Here is a 6,811-nt window from a genome sequence, read left to right as displayed (position 1 = left end):
AGAAGCCCCCCTTGCCAAGGGGGGTTGGCGGGATCGAGAAGCCCCCAATGCCAAGGGGGGTTGGGGGGATCGAGAAGCCCCCAATGCCAAGGGGGGTTGGGGGGATCGAGAAGCCCCCCTTGCCAAGGGGGGTTGGCGGGATCGAGAAGCCCCCAATGCCAAGGGGGGTTGGCGGGATCGAGAAGCCCCCCTTGCCAAGGGGGGTTGGGGGGATCGAGAAGCCCCCAATGCCAAGGGGGGTTGGCGGGATCGAGAAGCCCCCCTTGCCAAGGGGGGTTGGGGGGATCGAAACTCTCGGTTCCGCTGGTACCAGTTGCTGCCACAAAGAGAGAATCATCTCGATTAAGAATCAAACAACCAGATTGCGCCCCTGCATTTTCTAGCACAATCCGCATTAACTTTTTGATTAACTCATCCAGTACAATTTCCCCTGATATTACTTCAGCAGTTTTGGTAACAGTTTTCCAATCCACATCCCACCGAGAAGAATCAGTAGTTAGATTCATTGATGGGATAGCTTCAGGAATTTTATCTAGCAATCGCGGATAAGTTTCATCTAAATGCTTCACCTTAGCCAGCCCCATTTCTGATAGCAATACCGCGCTTCTTGCATATATAAACCGGCAATCTTAGTCTTTTCTCGGCTAAGGTAGAACTTGGCTGTTAGTTCGTTCGCGAGGGCTTCTTCATTAATATATTCATTAGCTTTAGCGAGTTCAATCGCTTTATCGTATTGCGCGATCGCCTCCAGAGATCGACCCAAAACTCGATTGAGTTCTGCCTCTACTAGATAATATTTATGCAAAAAGTTTGTGGGGGCACGATCCGCCCATTTTTTCATCTTTTTCTGATTTTTTTTCACCCGCCCGATCCAGCATATTTTATCATAGCTACTACCTTCAGGATACAAAGCTATTTTGACTAGAGAATCGTAGAAATGAAACAGCGGCGAATTGATAGACGAAGCCATACTCTTTAAATTCTTTTCCGCTAATTTTGCCAGGGCAGCAGCTTGGTGAATTTCCCCAAACAAATAACAGAGAATTAATGAATAAAAGTTTTCCACAAAAGTTATCGTTATAATATTAGACTCTTCGGGCAGAGATAGTCTCTGCCGAGAGTCGTACACTTCCCCAATTAAACGACAAGGATTTTCGCTGCGCCCCAGCAAGTTGAGAACTACCTGATGATATATTTTTACCGATTCTAAGGCAAGTTCTTGCTTACAATGCTGAATAGTCTCGCCATAAGAAGCCATTTCTTTTTCTAAAATATCAAGTTGTTTACCGCTGAAAAATGAATGAACGCAGTAGCTACCTGCTGTAAAGGCAAATAATTTGCTATCTCCTGTCTCTAAACCAATTTGAACCACTTCCTTGAGAGATTGTAGTGTCTCCTTGAGGTGGTGTTTCCAGTGTTTGATACAGGTGGAAAATCCTGTCAATATCTTGCGTTTAAACTTAAACTTTTCAACTAAATCTAAAGCAAGCTTGCCAAACTGATAGCCATTTTTAATATCTCCAAATCCGATATTTAGAATGATTTCGTAACCGATATAACCGACGGCTGAATTAGGATCGTTACCATAACGAAGGGTTAAATTGATTATTTTACAAATAATTAGCGGATACAATTTAGGATTGGTAAGTGCGACGGTAGTTGCGATTTTATCCATAACTTGCAGAGCCGCTCTCGCTTTCAAATCCGTCATTTCTGGCAAGTGTCTCAACTGTTTAATTGACCTACCAGCTAGAGCAAGCCGCGTTCTTAATAACTCGAATAAAACCTGGGGTATATTAGGTTTTGTTGTCAACTTGAATCCCAAAATATCCAGTACTTCCAATCCAATTTTTACCGCTTGGGCAATTTGGTTTCTGGCAAGACAAATTTCAATCTTTATTTCATATATTCTAACTGTTTGCCACAAATTTTTGCTGTGGTGTAACACGCTGTTTGCCAAGCGTTCAATTTCTTCAAACTCGCCACAAAAGTATGCCGTTTCTGTTGCCAATTCATAAATTGCTAAAGTCAGTTGGTATTGCCGCTGCCAACAATCAATTCCCAACAGCCCTAAAGCCAATTTTAAAAACCGAAATGCTTGCTCATATGCAGTTGAAGACTTAGCTTTTTTGGCAGCTATTAGATTTAATTTTGCCAGTTCATCTCTTTGGAATTGCTCTATGTAGGGTGCTCTCTTCGGTAGCGTAACGCACCGATCCACTGGGTAAGTCCTGTTGATATTCCCTCAGTTCAATACCTTGATTGAGTTGGTTAACAATTTCAAAGATTTTGTCTTCTTGTGCCTCTTTTGGCGTACTATTCAACAGCAGTTGTCCAATTTTCCAATGAATCGCTTTAGTCTCCGTTTCTGGAATAAGAGAATAGGCAGCTTGCTGGATGCGGTCATGGACAAATTTGTAGGCAGTACTCGAACTTGTTGAAATTACAAAATCCTGGGTAACAGCTTCGCGCAAATTAGCTGCCACTTTTTCTGGCGACTTTTCTGATATAACTGCTAAAGTTGCTAAATCGAAAGAGTTGCCGATACATGCAGCTACCTTTAAAACCTGTTGCATTTCTTCTGACAACTTTTGCATTCTACCAGCCAGCAATTCGATGACATTTTCTGTCATTCCTTTAGCGCGAATTTGCTCTAAATTCCACTCCCAGCAGCCTCGAGCAAAATCAAACGCTAACAGCTTTTCCCCATAAAGCGATTGCAAAAATTGATTGATAAAGAAGGGATTACCATCAGTCTTTGCTAAAATCAACTCGGCTAAAGGTTCTGATTGTTCCAGTGGGCAATGCAGCGTTTCCGCAATTAACTGATTAATTTGGGGCAACTCTAACCGAGATCAGAAAATTTCAGTTATAACTGTTCCATTTTTTTCTACAGTCAGCTTCAATGGATGGACAGCATTAACTTCATTATCCCGATAAGCCCCAATTAAAAACAGTCCGCTTTTGGCTGCCGTTACCAGCAGTTGTATCAATTTCAAAGAAGCTAAATCTGCCCATTGTAAATCGTCCAAAAACATCACCAAAGGATGTTCTTTCGATGCAAACACCCGAATGAAATTCTGGAAGACTAGATTAAAGCGATTTTGGGCATCCTCTGGCGGCACATTTGGCACAGGTGGTTGACTACCAATCAACAATTCTACTTCGGGAATCGCATCGATAATAATTTGACCATTTATACCCAAAGCAGTTTGCAGTTTTTCGCGCCAAACATCTAGCCGCGTTTCTTCTTCAGTTAACAATTGCCGCATCAGTGCAGAGAAAGCTTGCACTAAAGCGCTATAGGGAATATTCCGCTGAAATTGGTCGAATTTTCCCGATATAAAATAACCCCGATACTCCCTTACCTCGCTCCCAGGCTCAGCCTGGGAGCCAGATTGTAGAGGCAGAGCCTCGCTTATCTTAGTGCCATGCAATCTTAGCTTTTCTACTTCTCGCACTAAAGCAGACTTGCCAATACCAGAATATCCAGTTACTAGCACCATCTGCGTCGCCCCAGCACAAACTCGTTCACTAGCTGCAAATAATTGGGTTAATTCTCGTTCTCTTCCGTAAAGTTTTTGCGGAATTTGCAACTTTCCATAAAAATCACGTTCGGCTAAAAGAAAGTTATCAATATAACCATTTTGTTCAAGCTGATTGCGACAATGTTCTAAATCTGACTTAATCCCAAAAGCACTTTGATATCTATCTCCTGGATCTTTGGCGAGTAACTTCATCACCAGAGCGGATAAAACCGTTGGAATTGCTGAATTCAGGACTTGGGGTGCAACCGGAATTCTGGCAATATGACTGTGAATTAACTCGATTGTATCTTCTGTATCGTCGGGTAACTTTCCGGTTAGCATTTCATAAAAAGTCACCCCCAACGAGTAAAAATCGGTGCGATAATCAATCCTGCGATTCATCCGCCCCGTTGCTTCTGGAGATATATAGACTAAAGTGCCTTCTAATATAGTATTTGTCTCTTCTGCTTCCATTGGAGAAGCTAACGCCAAGTCGGTAATTTTTACCTCTAGAGTGAGAGGATTGAGCAAAATATTGCTGGGTTTAATATCATTATGAATGAGTTGGTGTTGGTGCAATTCCCCCAGAATCTGAGCAATTTGTATAGCTATATACAGAAATTCTCTTAAATTGAGTTGGTGGTTAGTTAGATACTCTTTGAGGGAGATAGCGCCAAAATCATCTAAAACCAGGACAGGACGAGAGTTAACATTTAACAATTCCAGGGGTTTAACTATCCCAGATATTTCCAGATTTTTGGTAACTTCATATTCATGTTGCAGACAAGCTATGTCTGCGGGTGTGGGATACTCGGAGATTAGGCATTTGAGAATTACCGGCTGTCCATCCGATATCCGCAGCCCTCGGTATAAAATTCGCTTCGGGCTAGTATAAATTTTTTCTAGTATCTGGTATCCATTTAGTTCAAGCATTTTCCCTTGGTATTTTATATCATGTCCGCTTGAAGACCCATAGTTGGGACTGACGCGGGGACGCCCAGACGCTCTGACGCGGAGAATTTTAATTAAGGGTAATCGACCGGACATGGTATTATACACCCCGGAGCGCAGCTTCAGCGATTAACTAGCAATTTTATCAGGTAAAAACTGTACTTGAGGCTAGGTACAAAGTCGCGCTCAGTCGCTAAATTAGTCAAGTAAAGCAAAAAGGACACTAAGTTAACAAAAAGTTACGATCAAGAGTTAACAATTGACAGGGCTTTTGGGCTTTAACTTGAAGCTTAACTTAGTGCTTTTAGCTAATGTAACACTTTGTGTATTACTGAGTTCGTAGAGGAAATAGGAAATGCCATTCCATTTTTTACAAAAAGCTTTTGCGCTCGCTGCATAAGTCACTCCCAGTTCCACCTATAGATAAATAGCAGAAGTAAAAATTCCTGTGGCTGCTTGAGCGGTACGGGAGAGTAAAAGTACCAGGGAAGGACTAATAACTCAAGTTGCTAGTTATCTCTCTGGGAGCGGCTAATGGCTAATGGCTAATGGCGAGATTGGTAAAAATCCTATATTAGCAATTAGCAATTAGCAAGCTGGCAACGCCAAAGTTTATAACTAGCAACTTGCGTTAATAGATCAAACTACTTGTTTGGAGGTCATTTATGCCTTGTACAATTGGCAGTTCATACACAATCAAGTCAGGAGATACGCTTGCTAACATCGCAGCCGTCAAATTGGGTGATGGTAGCCGTTGGCGTGAAATCAAGAAACCAGATGGCAACCCATTCACAGAAGAGGAAGCTAGGAATTTACAGATAGGTCAGGAAATCTGCATTCCTAATGGGTCTACTCCTCCACCGTTGGGCAATGGTTTTGCAGGTATCGTGTCGTGCCAAACTTACGAAGCCATGTTCCCCAACCGTAACGGTTTGTATAGCTACGACAGTCTGGTGGCGGCAACTGGGAAGTACGGGCAATTCTGCAACTCTGGTTCGGATGAGCAACGCAAACGCGAGGCGGCTGCATTCTTGGCGAACATTGCCCACGAGACGACGGGAGGCTGGGACGCGGCTCCTGGAGGGCGTTACGCTTGGGGTCTATATTACGTTGAAGAGGTGGGTTGCGAGAATGGAGGCTGCACCCAATACTGCGATGCCAGCAACACCCGCTATCGGTGCGTACCGGGTAAAACCTATCACGGACGCGGCCCAATTCAGTTGTCGTGGAATTACAACTACGGTCAGGTGGGGGAAGCGTTGGGGGTGGATTTGTTGGCTAACCCAGACTTAGTTAAATTGGATGGTGCGATCGCTTTCCAAACCGCCCTGTGGTTCTGGATGACTCCCCAACCACCCAAGCCTTCTTGTCACGCAGTTATGACTGGCGGGTGGATGCCCTCTCCCGACGATGTTAGCAAGGGACGTGCGCCCGGTTTCGGCATGACTATCAACATTATTAATGGCGGTCTGGAATGTAGCATTCCTACCAATGATAAGGTTCGCGACCGGGTGGGTTTCTACGAGCGTTTTACCCAGATGTTGGGTGTAAGCATGGGCGAAAACGTTTACTGCGATCGCATGGCTCACTACTAAAGATTCTGTTTCAAAAAGTCTGGAACACTTCCACATCCGATCGCAGATGAAGCGATCGCTATGTCTGAATTTCAAGGAGAAAATCATGTTTGCTACATCCAGCCAAAGTTACACCGTACAACCGGGTGACACGTTATATTTGATTGCCCAAAAAGTTTACGGAGATGGCAATTTATGGAATTTAATTTACGACGCTAATCGCAACGCGATCGGGGCTGACCCCAACCAAATCCAAGTTGGAATGGTACTTGTTATTCCTGCAAAAGACAACCCTAATCGCCCTGGCAACGGCACCCGATTAAATCTAGAAGCTACATTTTACAGCATGGAAGAAACACATTGTCATCCGCCTGCCTCTGGCGTACATGGGATTACATTGGCAGCAGCACTTTCAGGTCAATGGCAGTCCAAGTGTCAGGGTCAAAGTGTTGGGCGCGTACAGTGTGCAGTAGACCCAAACATTATTCCCCTGCTCAAAAATTTCACCTTAGTACTTTGGGATGGAAGGGAAGTTCCCGCAGCTGCGCTAGATAAGGGTACGGCAGTTATAGGCAACAGGATTGATATCTTTGTTGATCCCGTCAATCAGGCTATTAATCTAGGTAGAAAGCCTGTCACAGTAATTCTTTGATTTCAGGGTTTTCCTGCAACAAAATGCAGAAACAGGACTGACGCGAAACAAACCGGGTTTCTCTGAAAAATCCTACGCATAAACCCGGTTTCTAGATTCGTTATGAG

At 43.8% G+C, this 6,811-nt stretch carries 6 protein-coding genes; 2 read left to right on the top strand and 4 right to left on the bottom strand.

The window, feature by feature from the left end; genetic code table 11:
• The 4 genes from ACE1CM_RS43545 to ACE1CM_RS43530 form a co-directional block, all read right to left on the bottom strand.
• A partial coding sequence (locus tag ACE1CM_RS43545) for a hypothetical protein (protein ID WP_374885632.1) occupies positions 1 to 584 on the bottom strand: 584 nt, incomplete at its 3' end.
• Positions 566 to 2,080: a hypothetical protein gene (locus ACE1CM_RS43540; protein WP_374885631.1), complete on the bottom strand. Its 1,515-nt coding sequence runs from the start codon at positions 2,078 to 2,080 to the stop codon at positions 566 to 568. The genes ACE1CM_RS43545 and ACE1CM_RS43540, both read right to left, overlap by 19 nt.
• 79 nt (positions 2,081 to 2,159) lie before the next feature.
• A complete protein-coding gene (locus ACE1CM_RS43535; RefSeq protein WP_374885630.1) occupies positions 2,160 to 2,843 on the bottom strand; it encodes a hypothetical protein in 684 nt (227 codons plus the stop codon).
• 12 nt (positions 2,844 to 2,855) lie between these two features.
• Positions 2,856 to 4,574 carry an AAA family ATPase gene (locus tag ACE1CM_RS43530; RefSeq protein ID WP_374885629.1) on the bottom strand — a complete coding sequence of 573 codons (1,719 nt, stop codon included), beginning with the start codon at positions 4,572 to 4,574 and terminating at the stop codon, positions 2,856 to 2,858.
• 569 nt (positions 4,575 to 5,143) lie between these two features.
• Here ACE1CM_RS43530 and ACE1CM_RS43525 point away from each other — a divergent pair.
• Together ACE1CM_RS43525 and ACE1CM_RS43520 are read left to right on the top strand one after the other, a co-directional pair.
• The gene (locus ACE1CM_RS43525; protein WP_374885628.1) at positions 5,144 to 6,073 is read left to right on the top strand and encodes a glycoside hydrolase family 19 protein; all 930 of its coding nucleotides are present in this window, start codon (positions 5,144 to 5,146) and stop codon (positions 6,071 to 6,073) included.
• An 85-nt stretch (positions 6,074 to 6,158) separates the two neighbouring features.
• Positions 6,159 to 6,704 carry a LysM peptidoglycan-binding domain-containing protein gene (locus ACE1CM_RS43520; protein WP_374885626.1) on the top strand — a complete coding sequence of 182 codons (546 nt, stop codon included), beginning with the start codon at positions 6,159 to 6,161 and terminating at the stop codon, positions 6,702 to 6,704.
• Positions 6,705 to 6,811: the final 107 nt, after the last annotated feature.

The sequence above is a fragment of the Microseira sp. BLCC-F43 genome (assembly GCF_041929235.1).
GTDB lineage: Bacteria > Cyanobacteriota > Cyanobacteriia > Cyanobacteriales > Aerosakkonemataceae > Microseira.
This window is presented reverse-complemented; position numbering and strand designations above follow the sequence as displayed.

Excerpts from the sequence above, each read along its gene's own strand:
- ACE1CM_RS43530 (WP_374885629.1), bottom strand. The coding sequence starts at position 4,574 with ATGTCCGGTCGATTACCCTTAATTAAAATTCTCCGCGTCAGAGCGTCT.
- ACE1CM_RS43525 (WP_374885628.1), top strand. The coding sequence starts at position 5,144 with ATGCCTTGTACAATTGGCAGTTCATACACAATCAAGTCAGGAGATACG.
- ACE1CM_RS43520 (WP_374885626.1), top strand. The coding sequence starts at position 6,159 with ATGTTTGCTACATCCAGCCAAAGTTACACCGTACAACCGGGTGACACG.